At 50.4% G+C, this 18,011-nt stretch carries 18 protein-coding genes; 14 read left to right on the top strand and 4 right to left on the bottom strand.

Annotation, left to right across the window (positions count from 1 at the left end; all coding sequences use genetic code 11):
- The first annotated feature begins 8 nt into the window (after window positions 1-8).
- The 7 genes from secA (at window position 9) to ribA (ending at window position 7,824) form a co-directional block, all read left to right on the top strand.
- Window positions 9-2,756 (top strand): preprotein translocase subunit SecA, encoded by a 2,748-nt coding sequence (gene secA / locus BTA51_RS18390; protein ID WP_094709906.1) that lies wholly within the window; start codon window positions 9-11, stop codon window positions 2,754-2,756.
- Between the two features lie 5 nt (window positions 2,757-2,761).
- Entirely contained in the window at window positions 2,762-3,982 is a 1,221-nt protein-coding gene (gene argJ, locus BTA51_RS18385) for a bifunctional glutamate N-acetyltransferase/amino-acid acetyltransferase ArgJ (RefSeq protein ID WP_094709904.1), read from the top strand.
- 232 nt (window positions 3,983-4,214) lie between these two features.
- Window positions 4,215-5,174, top strand: a complete 960-nt coding sequence (locus tag BTA51_RS18380; protein ID WP_168188215.1) for a Nudix family hydrolase — start codon at window positions 4,215-4,217, stop codon at window positions 5,172-5,174.
- 41 nt (window positions 5,175-5,215) lie between these two features.
- Window positions 5,216-5,728 (top strand): cyclic pyranopterin monophosphate synthase MoaC, encoded by a 513-nt coding sequence (moaC, locus tag BTA51_RS18375; protein ID WP_094709900.1) that lies wholly within the window; start codon window positions 5,216-5,218, stop codon window positions 5,726-5,728.
- The gene (gene moaD, locus BTA51_RS18370; protein WP_094709898.1) at window positions 5,721-5,969 is read left to right on the top strand and encodes a molybdopterin converting factor subunit 1; all 249 of its coding nucleotides are present in this window, start codon (window positions 5,721-5,723) and stop codon (window positions 5,967-5,969) included. Before moaC ends, moaD begins: the two co-directional genes overlap by 8 nt.
- 40 nt (window positions 5,970-6,009) lie before the next feature.
- Window positions 6,010-7,032, top strand: a complete 1,023-nt coding sequence (gene moaA / locus BTA51_RS18365; RefSeq protein ID WP_094709896.1) for a GTP 3',8-cyclase MoaA — start codon at window positions 6,010-6,012, stop codon at window positions 7,030-7,032.
- 153 nt (window positions 7,033-7,185) lie between these two features.
- Window positions 7,186-7,824 carry a GTP cyclohydrolase II gene (gene ribA, locus BTA51_RS18360; protein ID WP_094709894.1) on the top strand — a complete coding sequence of 213 codons (639 nt, stop codon included), beginning with the start codon at window positions 7,186-7,188 and terminating at the stop codon, window positions 7,822-7,824.
- A gap of 99 nt (window positions 7,825-7,923) precedes the next feature.
- Here ribA and dxs read toward each other — a convergent pair whose 3' ends face one another.
- The 3 genes from dxs to BTA51_RS18345 all read right to left on the bottom strand — a co-directional run bounded on the left by dxs (window position 7,924) and on the right by BTA51_RS18345 (window position 11,149).
- Entirely contained in the window at window positions 7,924-9,858 is a 1,935-nt protein-coding gene (gene dxs, locus BTA51_RS18355) for a 1-deoxy-D-xylulose-5-phosphate synthase (RefSeq protein ID WP_094710016.1), read from the bottom strand.
- Between the two features lie 150 nt (window positions 9,859-10,008).
- Window positions 10,009-10,923, bottom strand: a complete 915-nt coding sequence (locus BTA51_RS18350; RefSeq protein WP_246841086.1) for a polyprenyl synthetase family protein — start codon at window positions 10,921-10,923, stop codon at window positions 10,009-10,011.
- Entirely contained in the window at window positions 10,904-11,149 is a 246-nt protein-coding gene (locus tag BTA51_RS18345) for an exodeoxyribonuclease VII small subunit (RefSeq protein WP_094709890.1), read from the bottom strand. The genes BTA51_RS18350 and BTA51_RS18345 overlap by 20 nt, the downstream gene beginning before the upstream one ends.
- Window positions 11,150-11,415: 266 nt before the next feature.
- Between BTA51_RS18345 and pomA the strand changes: the two genes are divergently transcribed.
- From pomA to BTA51_RS18330, 3 genes are read left to right on the top strand one after another with little or no spacing between them, the layout of a single operon-like run.
- Window positions 11,416-12,180 (top strand): flagellar motor protein PomA, encoded by a 765-nt coding sequence (gene pomA, locus BTA51_RS18340; protein ID WP_094709888.1) that lies wholly within the window; start codon window positions 11,416-11,418, stop codon window positions 12,178-12,180.
- Between the two features lie 32 nt (window positions 12,181-12,212).
- Complete coding sequence (locus BTA51_RS18335) at window positions 12,213-13,196, top strand: flagellar motor protein MotB (protein WP_094709886.1); 984 nt, start codon at window positions 12,213-12,215, stop codon at window positions 13,194-13,196.
- 40 nt (window positions 13,197-13,236) lie between these two features.
- On the top strand, window positions 13,237-13,860 hold the full coding sequence (locus BTA51_RS18330; protein WP_094709884.1) for a hypothetical protein: 624 nt from the start codon (window positions 13,237-13,239) through the stop codon (window positions 13,858-13,860).
- Between the two features lie 7 nt (window positions 13,861-13,867).
- On the opposite strand, the gene BTA51_RS18325 is transcribed toward BTA51_RS18330, so the two are convergent.
- Window positions 13,868-14,647, bottom strand: coding sequence for an NRDE family protein (locus tag BTA51_RS18325; RefSeq protein WP_094709882.1), 780 nt, complete (start codon window positions 14,645-14,647; stop codon window positions 13,868-13,870).
- A gap of 105 nt (window positions 14,648-14,752) precedes the next feature.
- Between BTA51_RS18325 and BTA51_RS18320 the strand changes: the two genes are divergently transcribed.
- The 4 genes from BTA51_RS18320 (at window position 14,753) to BTA51_RS18305 (ending at window position 17,827) form a co-directional block, all read left to right on the top strand.
- Window positions 14,753-15,553 carry a sulfite exporter TauE/SafE family protein gene (locus tag BTA51_RS18320; RefSeq protein WP_094709880.1) on the top strand — a complete coding sequence of 267 codons (801 nt, stop codon included), beginning with the start codon at window positions 14,753-14,755 and terminating at the stop codon, window positions 15,551-15,553.
- Window positions 15,550-16,392, top strand: a complete 843-nt coding sequence (gene lgt, locus BTA51_RS18315; protein WP_094709878.1) for a prolipoprotein diacylglyceryl transferase — start codon at window positions 15,550-15,552, stop codon at window positions 16,390-16,392. Before BTA51_RS18320 ends, lgt begins: the two co-directional genes overlap by 4 nt.
- Window positions 16,393-16,450: 58 nt before the next feature.
- Complete coding sequence (gene thyA, locus BTA51_RS18310; RefSeq protein ID WP_094709876.1) at window positions 16,451-17,245, top strand: thymidylate synthase; 795 nt, start codon at window positions 16,451-16,453, stop codon at window positions 17,243-17,245.
- 84 nt (window positions 17,246-17,329) lie between these two features.
- Window positions 17,330-17,827, top strand: a complete 498-nt coding sequence (locus tag BTA51_RS18305) for a dihydrofolate reductase (RefSeq protein ID WP_094710014.1) — start codon at window positions 17,330-17,332, stop codon at window positions 17,825-17,827.
- Window positions 17,828-18,011: the final 184 nt, after the last annotated feature.

Below are 18,011 nucleotides of genomic sequence, written 5' to 3'. Positions count from 1 at the left end.
GGTCAGTTATGTTTGCATCCATCGCCAAAAAGATTTTCGGCAGCAAAAATGCCCGAGAAGTAAAACGTCTGGGAAAACTCGTCAATTCCATTAACCAGATGGAAGAGGCCATAAGTGCTCTGGACGAGTCAGCTCTTAAAGCCAAAACCCAGGAGTTCAAAGAGCGTCTGGCTAAAGGGGAGTCCCTGGATCAGCTTTTGCCAGAAGCTTTCGCGGTGGTGCGAGAGGCAGGTAAACGAGTGCTGGGTATGCGTCACTTTGACGTGCAGCACATCGGTGCCATGACTCTTCATAACGGCAAGATTGCGGAAATGCGGACCGGTGAGGGTAAAACCCTTGTGGCCACTCTGGCGGTCTACCTTAATGCGCTAACCGGCAAAGGTGTCCATGTTGTTACTGTAAACGATTATCTGGCTCAACGTGACGCAGAGTGGATGAGGCCGTTGTATGAATACGTCGGGCTATCCGTTGGCGTGGTCGTCAGTGGTCAAGACCCTGTCACGAAGCGTGCTGCCTATTCTGCAGATATCACATACGGAACCAATAACGAGTTCGGTTTTGATTACCTGCGTGACAACATGGCGTTCAGCATTGAGGATAAGGTTCAGCGAGGGCATCATTTCGCCATCGTGGACGAGGTGGACTCAATTCTGATTGATGAGGCCAGGACTCCACTGATTATCAGTGGTCCCGCTGAAGACAGCTCCGAAGTTTATCGCAAGATTGATAAATTGATTCCGTTGCTTAAGAAAGGTGAGCTGGACGCTGAAGGACAGCTTGCGGTTGATGGCCACTTTACCATTGATGAAAAAAGTCGTGGAGTAGAGATGACCGAGTCCGGGCATGTCTACGTGGAAGAGCTTCTGGTTCAAAATGGTTTGCTGGATGAAGGTGATAGCCTGTACGCACCATCTAACCTTGGGTTGCTTCACCACATCAATTCAGGTCTGAGAGCTCACCACTTATACCAGCGTAACGTTGAGTATATTGTGCAGAACGGTCAGGTTGTCATCGTTGATGAGCATACCGGTAGAACGATGCCGGGCCGTCGCTGGGGAGAAGGTCTGCATCAGGCCATTGAAGCCAAAGAGGGTGTCAATATCCAGGCTGAAAGCCAGACTCTTGCCTCTACCACCTTCCAAAACTACTTCCGCCTTTATGAAAAACTTGCCGGTATGACCGGTACAGCCGATACCGAAGCATTCGAATTCCGTCAGATATATGGTCTTGATGTTGTCGTGATACCCACGAACAAAATGGTCAAGCGTATTGACTATAATGATTTGGTTTATCTGTCTGTAGAAGAGAAGTTCCAAGCGGTTATCGACGATATCAAAGATACTGTGACACAAAATCGACCAGTGCTGGTGGGTACCGCATCGATTGAAGCTTCTGAATATCTCTCTGCCATGCTGAAAAAAGAGAACATTGATCATAATGTTCTGAATGCCAAGCAGCACGAAAGGGAAGCCCATATTATCGCCCAGGCAGGTCGTCCCGGAGCAGTGACCATTGCCACCAACATGGCCGGTCGCGGAACTGACATCGTGTTGGGCGGGAACTGGGAGGAAGAAGTACACGCGCTTGAAAATCCCACCCAGGAACAAATCGATAAAATCAAAGCAGATTGGCAAAAGCGTCATGAGTTGGTCATTAGCTCTGGCGGTCTGCATGTCATTGGTTCCGAGCGCCATGAATCCCGTCGGATCGATAATCAGTTGAGAGGTCGTTCCGGTCGTCAGGGTGATCCAGGGTCGACACGTTTTTACCTGTCTCTGGAAGACAACCTCATGCGTATCTTTGCTTCTGATCGTGTGAAGAATATCATGCAGGCGCTGGGTATGCAGAAGGGTGAAGCGATTGAGCACCGTATGGTGAGCAATGCGATAGAGAAAGCCCAGCGTAAAGTGGAAGGTCGCAACTTCGATATCCGTAAATCGTTGCTTGAATACGATGATGTCGCTAACGATCAGCGTCGGGTTGTATATGAGCAGCGTAACGAAGTCATGGCACGGGACGATGTCTCCGATATGATTGCTGCCATACGTGAGGATGTTGTTAACAGCTCCTTGAACCAGTATATCCCGCCCCAGAGTCTTGAAGAGCAGTGGGATATTCCGGGTCTGGAGAAGTTCCTCGAAACTGAAATGGCTATCCAATTGCCCGTTCAGAAATGGCTGGATGAAGACAAGCGCTTGCACGAAGAAACTCTGCGGGAAAAAATTCTCCAGGAAGTCGTGTCAGCCTATCAGTCGAAGGAATCTGTGGTCGGCGCGGAAACCATGCGCAAATTTGAAAAACAGGTATTCCTGCAAGTGTTGGATACTCTTTGGAAAGAGCATCTATCCAATATGGACTTGCTGAGAATGGGGATTCATCTGCGTGGCTATGCCCAGAAAAATCCCAAGCAGGAATACAAGCGTGAAGCATTTGAAATGTTTCAGGGTATGCTGGATTCCATCAAAACTGACGTTGTCAGAATCCTATGTCATGTAAGGGTGCAGACACAGGAAGAGCTGGAAGAAATGGAGCGTCGCCGTCGTGAGGCATTGGAGCTTCAGATGCAGAGAGCTGAGGCTCAGCATCCTGAAAGCCAGGCCGGTCAACCTGAGCAGGAAGACGGAAGCGAAGGCTCTGACGGAGAGGAAGCGCACCCGGCGCCATTTGTCAGAGAAGGTCGAAAAGTCGGCCGTAATGAGCCTTGTCCCTGTGGTTCAGGTAAGAAATACAAGCAGTGTCACGGTAAGGTGGAGTAAGTCCAATGGCCGTAGGTCCGGGGGCTTTGCCCGAGTTTTTGCCTGTATCTGGAGTTCGTATCGGAATTGCGTCAGCGGGTATTAAAAAGCCGGGTCGCAAAGACGTTGTTGTTTTCGAGTTGGCTGACGGGGCGAACACCGCTGGCGTATTTACGAAGAACCAGTTCTGTGCAGCACCGGTTGTGCTGGCGAAACAGCATCTGTCAGTCAAAGCCCCTCGCTATCTGTTGATCAATACCGGGAATGCCAATGCTGGTACTGGGGCAAAAGGTCTCCAGGATGCAGATGTCTGCTGCCAGTCTCTGGCAGATGAAGCCGGTTGTGAGAAATCCCAGGTAATACCTTTTTCAACCGGTGTTATTGGTGAACCTTTACCAGTCAATAAAATTCAGTCTGCTTTGCCATCTGCTCTGAATAACCTGGCTGATAATCATTGGCCGGATGCCGCTGCGGGCATCATGACCACGGATACCAGGCCTAAGGGTGCAACTGCCGAAGTGCTGGTCGGTGGTAAGCCGGTGCGTATCAGCGGTATTAGTAAAGGCGCAGGCATGATCCGGCCCAATATGGCAACAATGCTGGCTTTTGTCGCGACTGATGCTCCTGTGCACCAGGAAGTGTTGCAACAGCTGTTGAGAGAGGCGGTGGAGCAGTCTTTCAATCGAATTACGATTGATAGTGATACATCTACTAATGATGCCTGCATTCTTGTTGCGACTGGGAAAGCAGATGTGGCGGCTATGACGGACTTGAATCAGCCGGACTGGCAGGAATTCCGTCGCGTGTTACAGCAGCTGATGAAAGAGTTGGCACACGCAATTATCAGGGATGGAGAAGGAGCGACCAAGTTCGTTGAAGTAAGGGTAGAGCAGGCGGGCACCACTCAGGAAGCCCTGGACGTAGCGTATACGATTGCTCATTCGCCGCTGGTGAAGACTGCGTTGTTTGCCAGCGATCCCAATTGGGGGCGTATTCTTGCGGCTGTAGGAAGAGCAGGCATTGCTGATCTTGATGTAGACAAGATAGATATCTACCTCAACGATGTGTGCATTGTTGAAAATGGTTGCCGTGCGTCGGCCTATACTGAAGAGGCAGGGCAATCTGTTATGAATCAGGAGGAAATTCTGATTCGGGTCGTATTGAGGCGTGGATCGGTGGCGGATCAGGTGTGGACCACTGACTTGTCACACGAATACGTTCGTATTAACGCCGAATATCGTACCTGAAACCAATTTGCGGTTTTTCGGCGCAATAGACCCTCGCGCCACCTGCCTGTCTGGCTCTGTTGCCAAAGGTTCAAATCTTTGGTAACACGAGTCTAAGTCCTAGCTTGAAATGTCCCTCCCCATTTCGCCTTTCAGGTGTTTTTGGAAACTTCAAACCACAGCCTGATAAATTGACCGGATAGTGAAACCGAATAGAAAGTGAAACCCGGATAGATAAATACAGGAGAGAATCGTGAAATCTGTCCATGTGGCGGTTGCAGTACTGTTTGATGCTGACGGAAAATTGGTTATTGCCAGAAGACCGGATCATCTCCACCAGGGGGGTCTATTGGAGTTTCCCGGTGGCAAGGTTGAGGTTGGTGAATTGGTGGAGGATGCTCTGGTTCGCGAACTTAAGGAAGAGTTGGGAGTGGATGTATCCGCATCGCCGAAGCAGCCGTTAATTTGTATTGAATTTACTTATCCTGATAAGTCTGTCTACCTGGATGTGTGGACGGTTCAGGGATTTGATGGAGTACCTCACGGGCGTGAGGGGCAGTCACTGTTCCGAATGAATATGGAGGAGTTGAGGGCAGACGCTTTTCCCGCCGCAAATAAACCAATTATTGACGCCCTGAAGCTGCCTGATCGATGTGTGATTACAGGAGAATATGATGATGAGCAGGATCTTTGTCTCAAGATGGAGAGAGTCCTGGCTCAAGGCGTGCGTATGCTTGTCCTGCGAGCACCGCAACTGAGTATGCAGGCCTATGAAGAATGGGTTGCGTTTGTCGTCGGGAGCTGGCGTAAAAGGATTGAATGCTTGATTGTTCATGGGGAGCTGGGTTTGTCTCTCATTAAGAGCACCGATCTGCCAGTAGATGGATGTCATCTTAGTTCAAGGCTTCTTAGTGCTTTCACGGACCGCCCGATTCCTTCTTCGATGTGGTTGGGGGCTTCCTGTCATAGTGTCGCCGAAATTGAAAGAGCGGCCCGGCTGCAGTGCCAATATGGTTTTGTATCGCCTGCGTTACCTACACTATCTCACCCTGGCGGGAAGGTGTTAGGATGGGAGGGAATTGAAAAGTTGTCACGATGTTCAACTTTTCCGGTTTTCGCTTTGGGAGGTGTGAATGACTCTCATATCCCGGCAGCCAGAATGGCAGGGTGTCAGGGGGTGGCGGGAATCCGTGCATGGTGGGAAAATGACTGACATATCACTGGTTTTATTAATTTGTAATACGGGAAGCTGAAATGGCCGAACTGACCCATCTGGATGAAAAGGGCGCTGCCCATATGGTGGATGTGGGAGATAAGGATATTTCCACAAGAATCGCCCGCGCTGAAGCGAGGGTTGCGATGTTACCCGAAACACTTAAGTTAATTATGGAAGGTGGCCATAAGAAGGGGGATGTTTTAGCCGTTGCCAGAATTGCCGGCATTCAGGCGGCAAAGAAAACTTCGGAACTTATTCCCTTGTGCCATAGTCTTAACCTGACGTCGGTAAAAGTGGAACTTACTCCCGATACTGAGCGTTCTGAGCTGGTTATTCAATCCATGTGTAAGCTTGACGCCAAGACAGGCGTGGAGATGGAAGCACTGACCGCCGCCAGTGTAGCGGCTTTGACCATTTACGATATGTGCAAGGCTGTCGATAAAGGGATGGTGATTCAGCAGGTTCGGTTGTTAGAAAAGCTTGGGGGACGGTCTGGTCATTGGCAGGCTTTGGATATGGGCGTGGCCCCTGAGGAGAAGTCTGATGGTTAAGATCCTGTTTTTCGCCAGGCTGAGGGAAGCTATGGGATGCGCCGAGATGGAGATTGCCTGGAATGGCGATGGCAGCGTAAACGATGTGAAAGATTTGATTTGCCAGCAATTACCCCAGGCGAAGGCGGTTTTTGAGCAGGGTAAGGTTCTGTGTGCAGTCAACCAGGACATGGTAAAGGCTGAGCATGCTGTCCTGGATGGTGATGAAATTGCCTTTTTCCCTCCGGTTACCGGGGGCTGAAACAGCGGCAGCTGTATTATAGGAGAGTCGTATTATCGCTATGACAACTCACGAAAGTGCAAACAGTGCTCTGATTGATCGGTTTGGTCGACAGGTGAACTACGTGCGTCTGTCGGTCACTGATCGATGTGATTTTCGCTGTGTTTACTGCATGGCTGAAGATATGACTTTTCTGCCCCGCCAACAAATATTGACCCTGGAAGAACTCTATGATGTTGCCCGGGCATTTGTATCGCTTGGAGTGAAAAAAATTCGCCTTACCGGTGGAGAGCCGTTGGTAAGGAAGAACATTCTCTCGTTGATAGAGCGACTGGGCCAGTTGGAAGGGCTGGATGAGCTGGTGCTGACCACTAACGGTTCCCAGTTGCCCAAGATGGCAAAGGACCTGAAAGCCTTTGGTGTAAAGCGTATCAATATTAGCCTGGATAGTCTGGACCCGGTCAGATTTCGTGAGTTAACCAGAACCGGCGATTTGTCCAACGTTATCGCGGGGATCGATGCGGCCAGGGATGCAGGGTTTGAGCGCATCAAGATCAATGCAGTCATTATGCGTGGGCGAAATGAGGATGAAGTTCTCAATCTGGTGAATTTTGCCCGGGAACGGAAGTTGGATCTCTCATTTATTGAAGAAATGCCGTTGGGGAATATTACTGAGCATGACCGTCAGTTGGCTTTTATTTCCAGCAGTGAGTTGCGGGATATAATTTCAGCCACGTTTCCCTTGCATCCTGTTGTAAATGACGCCTCCACATATACCGGAGGGCCTTCCGAATACTATTCCATGTCGGACTCCGCTGTGCAGCTTGGTTTCATTTCACCTCACAGTCACAATTTCTGCCATTTGTGTAATAGGGTAAGGGTGACCGTTGAAGGACGATTGTTGTTATGTCTTGGAAATGAGCATTCTGTGGATTTAAAAGAAATTCTTCGGGCCCATCCGGGTGATTCGCAGTTACTGAAGCAAAGTATACGTGAGGCGATGAATCTGAAGCCGGAAAGGCATTATTTCAGTCTTGAGGATGAGCCCCAAATTGTCCGGTTTATGAATATGACCGGAGGTTGAATCTCCGCTGACTTAAAATCACCGGAGCGGTCAGTAGGATCCTGATGGTGGTATGGCGGTGAAAATATCAATATTGGTGAAAGTATCAAAAGTTGGGAGTTCGTCGCCGATCTGCTAAAATCGGCGCCCCAATCAGGTTCAGAGGGTCCATGAGTGTCAGTCACTTATATAGCCAGTTGTAAATTGCCGACTCCTTTTGGTGTCTTTGACATGCATGGATTTCAGGAAGATGGGACCCAGAAAGAGCATATTGCACTGACCCTGGGAAATATTAAGTCTTCTGATCCTATTCTTGCCCGCACCCATTCCGAATGTCTCACTGGAGATGCACTGTTTAGTATGCGCTGTGACTGTGGATACCAGCTGGATGAGGCTTTGCGCAGCATTGCCGCAGAAGGACAAGGGATTCTGCTTTACCTGCGCCAGGAAGGTCGTGGTATTGGTCTACTGAACAAGATTAAGGCGTACAGACTTCAGGATCAGGGCGCGGATACGGTAGAAGCCAATGAGAGGTTAGGCTTTGCAGCAGACCTGAGGGATTACACCATTTGCAAGCCGATGCTTGAGCATCTTGGGATCAGTCGAATCAGATTAATGACGAATAATCCAAGAAAAGTGGATTCGCTGCGTCAGTTGGGTATTGATGTTGTGGAGCGGGTCTCATTGGAAGTGGGTCGAAATCCCCACAATCAGCATTATCTGGCGACCAAGGCAGGTAAGCTCGGGCATTGGCTGACAACTCACCAGGATGATGAAGACCCGGCTGAGTTGGTCTCAGAAGCTCAGAAGTAATTTACTTCGCGCGCCAGCAGGAAGATGTAACTTTGGCTGCTCGGATTCGCAATGCCAATCACTGCCGGGGAGTGGTTTGACCCCGGCGTAGTCTCCGGTTTAGTTCAATGTGCCGGTCTTTTCTTCGGTAATATCCAGCAACTTGAGTCGACGGGCAATACTGTCGGCGATTCCCTTGGTATTCAGTCCTGTTTCTTCATGCAGTTCAGCTGGTTTGCCGTGCTCAATGAACTGATCGGGCAGGCCCAGCATCAGTGTTGGAATGCTGACAGCAGATTGGGCCAGAAATTCCACGACACCTGCACCTGCACCGCCCTGAATACTGTTTTCCTCCAAAGTGACCAGCAGCTCATGCTGAGCAGCACAGGAGAGTATGGTCTCGACATCCAGCGGTTTGACGAATCTCATGTCGACAAGAGTGTAGTTATTGGCTTCGGCAACGGGTCTGGCTGCCTCGAGTAGCGTGCCGAATGCTAAGATGGCTACTTTGCTACCTTCGCGAATCTGTCGGGCTTTGCCGATTTCTACGGCTTCAAGCGAGTCTTCGATAATTGCCCCTGGTCCCGTGCCTCTGGGGTAGCGAACAGCCGCTGGGCCGGAAAAGTGGTAGCCAGTAGACAGTAGCTTGCGGGTTTCGTCTTCATCCGACGGAGCCATAATCACCATGTTGGGAATACAGCGCAGAAAGGTAAGGTCGAAACTTCCGGCATGCGTAGGTCCGTCTTCTCCCACCAGGCCGGCGCGGTCGATGGCAAAGAGCACGTCAAGATTCTGTATGGCCACATCGTGAATCAACTGGTCATACGCTCTTTGCAGGAAGGTTGAATAAATGGCAACGACAGGTTTGGCTTCATCGCAGGCCAAGCCGGCTGCAAGTGTCACTGCATGCTGTTCGGCAATGGCGACATCGTAGTATCTGTCCTTATACTGCCTGGAAAACTCCAATAAGTCGGACCCTTCACACATCGCCGGTGTGATGCCGACCAAGCGTTCGTCAGCAGCAGCCATGTCGCATAGCCATTGACCAAAAACATTGGAATACTTGGGCTTTTTGGCGACTTGGGGTTGTGTGTCCTGGACGTTGGGCTTAGGTTCGATCTTGTTGATCGCGTGATAGCCGATAGGGTCTGATTCTGCCGGGGCAAACCCCTTGCCCTTCTGAGTAACCACATGAAGAAATTGAGGGCCGCTTAACTCTTTAATGTTACCAAGAGTTTCCACCAACAGAGGGAGGTCGTGGCCGTCTATTGGGCCGATATAGTTAAACCCGAGTTCCTCAAACAGAGTTCCCGGAGCGACCATCCCTTTAAAATGCTCTTCAGTCTTTCGCGCAAATTCCATCAGGCCGGGAGTGCTTTGTAACACCCGCTTGCCGCTGTCCCGTACACTATTGTATGTCTTGGATGCCAGAATTTTAGCGAAATAGTTGGATAATCCCCCAACATTGTGGGAGATGGACATGTCATTGTCATTCAGGATAACCAGCAGGTCCGCCCCGGTATCAGCCGCATGGTTGAGGGCTTCAAAAGCCATTCCAGCAGTCATTGCACCGTCGCCGATTACCGCAATGGCTTTGCGTTGCTTCTGCTGCATGCGAGCGGCGATGGCCATTCCCAATGCGGCACTGATCGAGGTGCTGGAATGACCCACACCAAAAGTGTCGTAGGGGCTTTCTTCGCGATTGGGAAATGCTGCCAGGCCATCTTTTTGCCTGATGCTGGACATTTGTTCGCGGCGTCCTGTGAGGATCTTGTGGGGATAGGCCTGATGACCCACGTCCCACACCAGACGGTCTTCGGGGGTGTTGAAAATATAATGCAGGGCGATGGTCAGCTCTACGACCCCCAGGCCTGCGCCGAAGTGCCCGCCGGTCTGGCCGACACTGTACAGCAGAAAAGCCCGTAACTCATGGGCCAGACGCAACAGTTCGCTGTCGTTGAGCAGGCGCAACTGGGCTGGAGTATCTATCCGGTCCAATAATGGAGTATTGGGGCGGCGGGTCGGGATTTCTTGGAAAACGTAGGGCTTCTGCATGGCCAACGGCTGTCTGGTATCCATAAGATCAAATTCGCCGCACATTATAAGCGAAGTTAAGGCTAATCACACCGTCTGACACAGAGAATGGGGGAGATCGCCTTAATTTGCCAGAATTAGCAGTAAAAATGACAGAAATGTCGAGAAATCTTAGTAAGTTCGCTCAACGATGAAAGATGCCAGCTGCTCCAATCTTGAGCCTTGCAGATCAAGTCGTTCCAGGCTTTCCTGTGCTGTTTCGAATAGCTGGGTTGCTTTGGCTTTCGCCCCGTCAATGCCGAGTAGGCTGGTGTAGGTCGGCTTGTTGTTTGCCGCGTCCTTACCCTGGGTTTTGCCCAATTCATGGGTATCGCTTTCAATATCAATAATATCATCGCGCACCTGGAATGCGAGGCCAATAGCCTGTGAAAAGGTGCGAAGATGTTTGATGAGTGTGGCATCACTCATTTGGCATGACATTGCTCCGAGCACAACACTGGCTTCAATGATCGCGCCGGTTTTGTTCAGGTGCATCTGCTCCAGCTCGTCAAGTGTCAGAGTTTGTCCGACGGCAGCAAGATCAATAGCCTGGCCACCTACCATTCCGGTATCGCTGCTTGAAGTTGCCAGTTCGTTGATCATGGCAATGCGATGGTCTGTCGGAATATCTGTAGCGCCGGCAATGTGCTGAAAAGCGAGAGCTTGCAGCGCATCACCAACCAGTATGGCTGTGGCTTCATCATAAGCGATATGGCAGGTGGGCTTGCCTCGTCTGAGATCATCATCGTCCATGGCGGGAAGATCGTCGTGGACAAGTGAGTATGAATGGATCAGTTCCACTGCAGCCGCAGGGGCCAGTCCCAGTTCGGTATTGAAGCCCAGTGCTTCAATGGTTGCAAAAACCAGGAGGGGACGAACACGCTTGCCGCCGTTGAGCACGCTGTAACGCATAGCTTCCCGGAGGCGATGTTGAGCGCCTTGAGGGGAAGGCAGCATATGCTCCAGGTATTGGTCTATCAGTTGGCGGTGGTGGTTGGAAAAGCTGGTGAAATCAGCGAGAAGGTTGTTACTCACCATTTTGCTCATCAAAAGGCTTTTCAGCGCCGGAGTTTTGATCGTCCGCCAGTTGTGTCACCTTCTGTTCCGCATTTTTTAATGCTTGCTGACATTGACGGGTAAGTTGAACGCCTTCTTCAAATGCGACTAAAGCATCTTCCAGATTCAATTCGCCCTGCTCAAGTTTATTTACCAGCTCTTCAAGCCGGGCGAGGGAGTCTTCAAAGTTCGAGGTAGTCGAAGGTGTTTTGCTCATGGTTTCACTGAACTGTACTACAAGAAAAATGGCTGGTGGATACAGCTGCGCTAACCCTACCGCAGCCGTGAGGGCGGGTCAATTACAAAAAACGTATAAGTGAACAGTTGGATGTTGCTATCGATTTCTTTACTCAATCGACTAAGGTTTGGAAAATACAGAAATTTTTCCAAACCCTGACTATACTTTTCGTGATTCTCTCAACTGCAGCTGAATGTCAGCAAATAAATGAATGATTTATTATTTTCTCTGAATAGGAGTGATAAGTGGATTTAGCGACCCTGCTGGGCCTTCTTGGGGGATTGGCCATTGTAGCCATGGCAATGTTGCTTGGCGGCTCAATTGCCATGTTTGTAGATGTGCCCTCCATCCTGATTGTCTTCGTAGGTACCATCCTTGTTGCATTGATGAAGTTTTCACTGGGACAGTTTCTGGGGGCAGGAAAGGTTGCGACGAAAGCGTTTATGTTCAAACTCGATAAACCTGAAGAGTTGATTGAGTCTGTAGTTGAGCTGGCAGATGCGGCAAGGAAAGGCGGACTGCTGTCACTGGAAGGTAAGGAAATTCCCAATCAGTTTCTGGCCAAGGGGATTCAGCTGTTAATCGATGGCCATGATGCTGATGTCGTACGCTCTCTCATGAGTAAGGACAAGAACCTGGCTGTGGAGCGGCACTCTCAGGGGGCGGCTGTGTTTGGGGCAATGGGGGATGTGGCCCCGGCGATGGGCATGATCGGAACCTTGGTAGGGTTGGTGGCCATGCTGTCCAATATGGATGACCCCAAATCGATTGGTCCGGCCATGGCGGTTGCGTTGCTTACCACGCTTTATGGCGCGATGCTGGCCAACATGGTTGCCATTCCTATTGCTGACAAGCTCAAACTGCGAATGTCGGAGGAGGAGCGCATTAAGTCCATGGTGATCGATGCGCTGCTGGCAATACAGGCAGGACAGAATCCACGAGTGATTGAAACCATGTTGCGAACTTATCTGCCGGAAGGGAAGCGGCAGGTGGCTGAAGAGGCTGCTTGATAGCGTGGATGAGAACAGTCGAGTAGTGCCTGATGAGTGACGAAGAAGAGAAAAAATGCGACTGCCCACCGGGTCTTCCTGCCTGGATGGCAACCTTCGCAGACCTCATGTCCCTGCTGATGTGCTTTTTTGTGTTGCTATTGTCGTTTTCGGAAATGGATGTTCTGAAATTTAAGCGATTGGCTGGGTCCATGCGGGAGGCCTTTGGGGTGCAAAACGTGATTAATGTCACCGCTATCCCTAAAGGCACCAGTGTGATTGCCCAGGAATTCAGCCCGGGTAAGCCCGACCCCTCTCCTATTCAGACCGTTATGCAGCAGACCACGATTACCGATCTGCCTAACCTTGAGCAGATCTGTGACGAGGAAGTGGAAAAAGCATTAAAAGAAGAGTGCCCCAAGGTCCAGGGGCAGGAGCTCAGTGATATCGTGCTTGAGAAGATCAAGATGCTGGTCGAAGAGACTGAGAATGACGCGATCACCATGGCTTCAGCGCTGGAGCAGGAAGTCCGGAATAACCAAGTGGAAGTTGAAACCCGCGGACGCAAGATTGTTATCAGAGTTCAGGAAAAAGGCTCATTTGAGTCAGGCTCGGCGGACCTGAATCCGGAGTTTTATCCGGTGATCGATAAACTGGTTGATTTACTGGCTGAGATGGAAGGGTCTGTCTCGGTGGAAGGGCATTCCGACAGTATTCCCATTCATACTGCCCGTTTTCGCTCCAACTGGGATTTATCCGCCCAGCGGGCTTTGGAAGTGGCCCACGCCCTGTTTGAGTCAGGTCAGTTGGATCAGTCGCGCTTTAATGTCGGCGGATACGCGGATACGCGTCCCCTGGTACCCAATGACAGCCCTGAGAATCGTGCACGGAACCGGAGGGTGGAGATCATTCTTCAGCAGCCTTTGGATGAGCAGACCAAGGAGGAAATAAGACAAGCGAGGGAAGCAGCTCCCGGGGTGATACCGGAAGGTGAATTGAATGATTGGGGTGGACTGTCGCCCGATGAAATTTTCTAATTGGAGTTGACCTCCCCCATCTGTAATCCCGGAGAGTTGTATGAATAAGCAAAATCATGAGCGTAGACGGTATTTTCGGGTTAACGATACGCTTGATCTAAGCTTCCGTGTTGTCCAGATCGGGGAACTGGTGGAGTCGGGAACCTCCCTCCGCAGCCGTTCAGCGCAATGGTTGAAGTTGGAAAATGATGTGCATATTGCTCTGGAGAAAGTTCGTCAACAGTCCTCTGAAATTGCGGAAGTTCTGGCGTTGTTCAATCAGAAGATCAATATGCTGGAGAGTGATATGGAGGTGGGCTCCAGTCATGACTTCACCAACCAGCCCTCAGCCTCCGTCAATATCAGTGCATGTGGCATTGCCTTCAAAGTAGTAGAGCCGGTTTTTGTGGGGTCCCCATTGCAGCTGCATTTGAGACTCTATCCCACCATGGTGGAGCTGACCATCGGGGCGACAGTTATTGCCTGTGAAAATCTGGAGAGCGAGGCGACTGAAGGCGGGGAGGCGCAAAGTGAGGAATCGGAAAGCGAGTCTTCATTTTTGATCCGTGCGGACTTCACCCATTTACAGGAAGAGGCGCAGGAAGTGCTGATTCAGCATGTGCTCAGATGCCAGACCAAAGAGTTGAAGCGCAGGCGCGAAGCGAGAAATCGCCAACAGAGCTGAGTTACTTTCAATCCGGATGGAATCGGATTAAAAGACTTTCTTCGCCCACATATCCTTCTTCGCCAAAATTCCGCTCTATCATTGCTGCCGTCCGATCACCTTTCCAAAGTACAATCGTACTGGCTCGGGTGCCGTAGTTCTCTGAGCGAATAAATCGAGAGGATAGAAGCTTTTCCCACTCGAGGCTGATACCTGTGTCCGGGAGTTCTTCGTCGGCCGCAGTCAGTTTGTCTGCCAGCAAATCCCATATTCGATCAAGTTTTGGGGGGGCTGGTAATGATCCGTTTTGCAGGGCTTCTTTAAATATTGGCATTCCACGGCTGATTTTGGGCCAATCGGAATTCAGCAATCCATTGCTCAATCCATAATAACCGGGGGCCAGTATCTGAAAATGCTCAGAGTGCCGATTGCTGCAATATATTAATTGCTTCCCATCATAACTCAGGGTATTGAAACCTCCGTATTCCTGGGCGGTTTCGGCAAGTTCTGATTGAATGAACTCCAGTTGGGACGGCGTATTCAAGAGGTCTTTAACCAGGTTGCCGCGTGATCTCGGTGCTGTGGCGGCAGCGCCGGACCGGTAGTTGGTGACGGCGGCAAAACGACCCTGCTGGTGCAGCCCCATCCAGGTTCCGCCTTCCTGTAAGTCCCTTCCGGCATAGATCTCAGGATTGTCTGTCCAGCGGTGCAGCGCCTGGGTTGGACGGGCGTAGAACTCATCCCGGTTAGCTGCTACCACCAGGGGATAATCCGGATGAGTTTGGAAGGCGGCAAATATCAGACACATTATAAAACGCTCATGTCGATGTAACTGAATTTGTGTATCATACCAGCTTTCATTTTTCCGGCGCCCGGTAGTTGGGCTGTGAAACGAGCCTGAGATGAGGGCGTGATGGTATTTGTAGCATACATGGTGTTAGGCGCCCTGGCGGGTGTACTGGCCGGTTTATTTGGTATCGGGGGCGGTTTGGTCATCGTTCCGGTACTGATATTCAGCTTCGATATTCTTAAAGTCGACCCGTCTGTTGCCACTCATTTAGCGGTGGGAACCTCCCTCGGGACGATCGTGTTCACTTCTTTATCCTCCATAAAAACTCACCATGATAAGCAGGCTGTTCTCTGGTCCGTATTCAAGCCGATGGCAATAGGGCTGGTGGTTGGCTCCATGGTTGGTGTGTTCACTGCTGGCATGTTATCAGGCATGGTTTTGCGTCTGATCATTGGAATTTTCGCAGTAGTCATCGGTATTAAAATGGCGCTGGCGATACAGCCCAAGCCCCACCGTGAACTGCCGGGGAACGGTATGCTGACTGCCGTTGGGGGTGGTATAGGATGGGCTTCTGCGATATTCGGTATCGGAGGAGGTTCTCTGTCCGTTCCTTATCTCACCTGGTGTAATGTTCGTATGCAGCAGGCTGTGGGGACTTCAGCCGCCTGCGGTTTCCCGATCGCTGTCATGGGCGCTTTAACCAATATTTATGAGGGCTATGGTGAATCTGTGCTGCCGGACTGGAGCCTGGGATTCATCTATTTACCAGCGTTGGTCGGGATTGTGCTGACCAGCGTACCCTTTGCCCGACTGGGTGCCCGACTGGCGCATAAACTGCCGAGCACAACTTTGAAACGCATATTTTCTATTCTTCTGTTTATTGTTGGTGGAAGATTCTTATACCAAGCCTGGGGGGCACTGTGACGGAACGCTGGTTTGATTATCCTGATATTGATCCTGTAGCGATATCTTTGGGACCACTGCAAATCCACTGGTACGGTATTATGTATCTGATTGGTTTTGGTGCTGCCTGGTGGCTGGGTAAACTCCGCGCTCGCAAGCCCTATACTCCATTGCAGGAACTGCAGGTTGCGGACCTGATATTCTGGGGCGCTCTGGGAGTTGTATTGGGAGGGCGGCTGGGATACGTATTCTTTTACAACTTTGGTAAGTTCCTGGATGACCCACTCTGGCTGTTCGAGGTATGGACCGGTGGAATGTCATTTCATGGAGGATTGATTGGAGTCATCGTTGCCATGTGGCTGTATGGTCGGTCGCTTGGGCTGAAATTCTTTCAGGTTGCTGACTTTGTCGCTCCGCTGGTCCCTATTGGTTTGGGGATGGGAAGACTGGGCAATTTTATCGGCGGAGAACTGTGGGGCAGGCCGACGGATGTGCCATGGGCTATGGTATTCCCGCGGGACCCGCTAGGTCTTGCCAGACATCCCTCACAGCTATATCAGTTTGCTCTTGAGGGTGTGGCTCTTTTCTGTATTTTGTGGTTTTTCTCGCGTAAGCCTCGTCCACGTATGACGGTCTCAGGGTTGTTCCTGTTGTGTTACGGCATCTTCCGTATATTGGTGGAGTTTGTTCGCGAGCCAGACGCTCACATAGGATATCTGGCTTGGGGATGGCTGACGGAGGGGCAATTACTGTCCATGCCCATGGTGATCGTGGGCCTGTTGTTTATCGGCTGGGGATTGAAGTTTCATCAGGTGGAAACCTCTCCACCTGCGGCGGCCGTGAAGGTTGGCAAAGGCTAAAAGTTAAAGCTTAAAGGTAAGTTAAACTTTAAAAGTAAGTAGATTAAAGGTAAGTAGAATGCAGCAATACCTCGACATGATGAGGTTCGTCCGGGATCACGGAAATGATAAGACTGATCGTACCGGCACAGGCACGTTGAGCACATTTGGCTATCAGATGCGTTTCAACCTGCAACAGGGCTTTCCATTACTCACCACGAAAAAGCTGCATATTCGCTCAATCGTTTATGAGCTGCTCTGGTTTCTCAACGGGGATACCAATATTCGTTATCTGAAGGACAACGGAGTTTCCATCTGGGATGAATGGGCTGATGAGAATGGTGAGCTGGGTCCGGTATACGGTTATCAGTGGCGAAGCTGGCCGGCGCCCAATGGTGAACATGTCGACCAGATCAGCAACGTATTGCGGCAAATAAAGAATAATCCGGATTCCCGCCGTCATATGGTGGTTGCGTACAATCCGGCTTTTGTGGATCAAATGGCTCTTCCTCCCTGTCATGCAATGTTCCAGTTCTATGTGGCCGACGGGCGTTTGTCATGCCAGCTCTATCAGCGCAGCGCGGACATATTTTTGGGAGTGCCGTTCAATATTGCCAGTTACGCGCTGTTAACCCACATGTTTGCCCAGCAATGCGATTTGGATGTGGGAGACTTTGTCTGGACCGGAGGCGATGTTCATCTGTACAAGAACCATCGTGAGCAGGCTAAAGAACAGCTGGAGAGAGAGACGAGGCCCTTGCCTAAGCTTGAAATCAAGCGCCGCCCCGAAACGTTGTTTGACTACCAGTTCGAGGATTTTGAGATTACGGGTTATGATCCTCACCCGCACATAAAGGCCCCTGTCGCAGTGTGATTTCTATGGTGCCGGCGGTAATTTTGCCGGTAGCCTGTGGACATTGCCGGGGAGTCTTTGGATATTAATTGGAGAAAGTTCCTGATGCCCTTACCTAAGTTATCCTTAATCGTCGCCAGAGCTGAAAATGGCGTCATTGGTATGAATAACCAGTTACCCTGGCGGTTATCCAATGATCTCCAATACTTCAAGCGGGTGACCATGGGGAAGCCTATTATTATGGGGCGCAAGACATATGAGTCTATCGGCAGGCCGTTACCGGGAAGAACCAATATCGTAGTGACACGAAATCCTGAATGGCGGGCGGATAATGTTGTGGTGGTGCATTCCCTGTCGCAGGCGCTTGAAGCCGTTCATGACGCGGATGAAGTCATGCTGATCGGCGGCGCTGAACTATACCAGCAGGGCTTGGGGCTGGCCTCAACGGTGTACCTGACTGAGGTGAAAGCCAGTCCTGAGGGCGATGCGTACTTCTCCGAACTCTCGGAGGAATGGGAAGAGGTCAGTCGACAACCCCAGGAGGCTGACGAGAAGAATCAGTTTGAGCATGATTTCGTCGTATATAAGCGATCTACAGTCTGATGTGAACAGCGCCATCGTCGTTCCACTGTCAAAAAAATGAATTAGTTAAGCTATTTTTCTGTCATTTTTTTTTACACAAAGCCAATTATTACTTTGATTTATTAAATTTTCCTTACTATTTTTCATGGGAAATTTAATTATTGGCTAATTTCTTGCTTTTAGTAGGATGTTAAGCGGGAGACTT

The organism is Hahella sp. CCB-MM4 (assembly GCF_002260525.1).
Taxonomy (GTDB): Bacteria; Pseudomonadota; Gammaproteobacteria; order Pseudomonadales; family Oleiphilaceae; genus Hahella.
The sequence above is the reverse complement of the archived record's forward strand: the minus strand, read 5'-3'. Positions and strand labels throughout refer to the sequence as shown.